Consider the following 2636-nt stretch of genomic DNA (forward strand, 5'->3'; position numbering starts at 1 on the left):
GCGCAGGAGGGGTTTGTCCGCGAGTACGGGTTGTCGTTGGTGGGGGGGTGTTGCGGGACGACGCCGGAGCATCTGCGGCAGGTGGTTGAGCGGGTGCGGGGCCTGGTGCCGGCGGGGCGGGATCCGCGGCCGGAGCCGGGGGCGGCGTCGCTGTATCAGGCGGTGCCGTTCCGGCAGGACGCCTCGTATCTGGCGATCGGGGAGCGGACCAACGCCAACGGGTCGAAGAGGTTCCGCACCGCGATGCTGGACGGGCGGTGGGAGGACTGCGTGGAGATCGCGCGGGAGCAGATCCGTGAGGGTGCGCATCTGCTGGATCTGTGCGTGGACTATGTGGGGCGGGACGGGGTGGCGGACATGGCCGAGCTGGCCGGGCGGCTGGCGACGGCCTCCACGCTGCCGGTCGTGTTGGACTCCACCGAGCCGGCCGTGATCGAGGCGGGGCTGGAGAAGCTGGGCGGCCGGGCGGTGATCAACAGTGTGAACTACGAGGACGGTGACGGGCCCGGTTCCCGGTTCGCGCGGATCACGGCGCTGGCCCGGGAGCATGGTGCGGCGCTGATCGCGTTGACCATCGACGAGAGTGGGCAGGCGCGCACGGCCGGGCACAAGGTGGCGGTGGCCGAGCGGTTGATCGCGGATCTGACCGGCAGGTGGGGCATTCGGGAGGAGGACATCCTCATCGACTGCCTGACGTTCACCATCTGTACCGGTACGGAGGAGTCCCGCCGGGACGGGGTGGCCACGATCGAGGCGATCGGTGAGCTGAAGCGGCGGCATCCGCGGGTGCAGACCACGCTGGGGCTGTCCAACATCTCCTTCGGGCTGAATCCGGCCGCGCGGATGGTGCTCAACTCCGTGTTCCTGGACGAGTGTGTGAAGGCGGGTCTGGACTCGGCGATCGTGCACGCCTCCAAGATCGTTCCGATTGCGCGGATCCCGGAGGAGCAGGTGCGGGTGGCGCTGGATCTGATCTATGACCGGCGGGTGGAGGGGTATGACCCGCTGCAGCGGTTCCTGGCGCTGTTCGAGGGGGCCACGGCGAAGTCGTTGCGGGCGTCGCGGGCGGAGGAGCTGGCGGCGTTGCCGCTGGAGGAGCGGCTCAGGCGGCGGATCATCGACGGGGAGCGTGCCGGGCTGGAGGCGGATCTGGATGAGGCCCTGGCCGGGCGTCCGGCGCTTCAGATCGTCAACGACACGCTGCTGGCGGGGATGAAGGTGGTCGGGGAGCTGTTCGGGTCCGGGCAGATGCAGTTGCCGTTCGTGCTCCAGTCGGCGGAGGTGATGAAGGCGGCGGTGGCCTATCTGGAGCCGCACATGGAGAAGGTGGAGGGTGCCGAGGGCAAGGGCACGATCGTGTTGGCCACGGTGCGTGGGGATGTGCACGACATCGGCAAGAACCTGGTGGACATCATTTTGTCCAACAACGGCTACACGGTGGTCAACCTGGGGATCAAGCAGCCGGTGGCGGCGATCGTGGAGGCGGCCGAGGAGCACGGTGCGGATGTGATCGGGATGTCCGGGCTGCTGGTGAAGTCCACGGTGATCATGAAGGAGAACCTGCAGGAGCTCAACGCCCGCGGTCTGGCCGCCAGGTATCCGGTGATTCTGGGCGGGGCGGCGCTGACGCGGGCCTATGTGGAGCAGGATCTGCACGAGGTCTACCAGGGGGAGGTGCGCTACGCCCGGGACGCCTTCGAGGGGCTGCGGCTGATGGACGCGTTGATGGCGGTCAAGCGCGGGGTGCCCGGTGCGAGGCTGCCGGAGCTCAGGCAGCGCCGGGTGCCCCGGCGGGAGACCGCCGAGCTGCAGGTCACCGAGCCGGCCGGTCCGGTGCGTTCGGATGTGGCGGTCGACCATCCGGTGCCGGTCCCGCCGTTCTTCGGCACGCGGGTGGTCAAGGGCATCGCGCTGAAGGAGTACGCCTCCTGGCTGGATGAGGACGCGCTGTTCAAGGGCCAGTGGGGGCTGAAGGCGCCGCGCACCGGGGAGGGGCCCTCCTACCGGGAGCTGGTGGAGGCCGAGGGCCGCCCGCGTTTGCGGGGCTGGCTGGAGCGGCTGCACACCGGCAACCTGCTGGAGGCGGCGGTGGTCTACGGCTACTTCCCCTGCCACGCCGACGGTGACGCTCTGGTGGTGCTGGGCGAGGACGGGTCCGAGCGGTGCCGGTTCACCTTCCCCCGGCAGCGGCGGGGGCGGCGGCTGTGTCTGGCCGACTTCTTCCGCCCCAAGGAGTCCGGCCAGACCGATGTGGTGGGTCTGCAGCTGGTCACCGTCGGTTCAAGGATCGGGCAGGCCACCGCGGAGCTGTTCGCCGCGGACGCCTACCGCGACTATCTGGAGCTGCACGGTCTGTCGGTGCAGCTGGCCGAGGCGCTGGCCGAGTACTGGCACGCCCGGGTCCGCGCCGAGCTGGGGTTCGCCGGCGAGGATCCGGAGGCGGTGGAGGACATGTTCGCGCTGAAGTACCGCGGGGCGCGGTTCTCGCTGGGGTACGGGGCCTGTCCGGACCTGGCCGACCGCGCCAAGATCGCCGAGTTGCTGCGGCCGGAGCGGATCGGGGTGACGCTGTCCGAGGAGTTCCAGCTCCATCCCGAGCAGTCCACCGACGCCATCGTCCTCCACCACCCCGAGGC

At 70.0% G+C, this 2636-nt stretch carries 1 protein-coding gene; it reads left to right on the plus strand.

Features of this window, described 5'->3' with window-relative positions; all coding sequences use genetic code 11:
* Positions 1-2636: methionine synthase (gene metH, locus ACLIYP_RS30115; protein ID WP_412716247.1), on the plus strand; the 2636-nt coding region annotated here is incomplete at both ends.

The organism is Streptomyces nanhaiensis (assembly GCF_046614825.1).
Lineage (GTDB): Bacteria > Actinomycetota > Actinomycetes > Streptomycetales > Streptomycetaceae > Streptomyces > Streptomyces radiopugnans.